Source organism: Burkholderia cepacia (assembly GCF_001039005.1).
Classification (GTDB): domain Bacteria; phylum Pseudomonadota; class Gammaproteobacteria; order Burkholderiales; family Burkholderiaceae; genus Burkholderia; species Burkholderia theae.
The window spans coordinates 1-251 of sequence record NZ_LDWR01000153.1 but is presented as its reverse complement, the minus strand read 5'-3'; the positions used below and the strand labels follow the sequence as shown (position 1 = coordinate 251).

General features: G+C 61.4%; 1 protein-coding gene. It reads left to right on the top strand.

Translation table 11 applies throughout. The features are described 5' to 3' along the window. Window positions 1–251 (top strand): hypothetical protein (locus tag VL15_RS42970; RefSeq protein ID WP_048252190.1); only part of this gene is annotated, 251 nt, incomplete at both ends.

Genomic DNA, 251 nt, shown 5'->3' with positions numbered 1-251 from the left:
GTGGAAGTCGACAGCGACGACACCGTGCTGTCAGTCGAGCTCAAGCCGGTCGAGAGCGAGCTGATACCCGTTGAAGTCGACGTGGACAACGACGAGATCGAGCTGTTGGCCGACGACAAGCCGGTCGACGTCGAAGTCGACAGCGACGACACCGAGCTGTTAGTCGAGCTCAGGCCGGTCGACAGCGAGCTGATGCCCGTCGAAGTCGACGTGGACAACGAGGAGATCGAGCTGTTAGCCGACGACAAGCC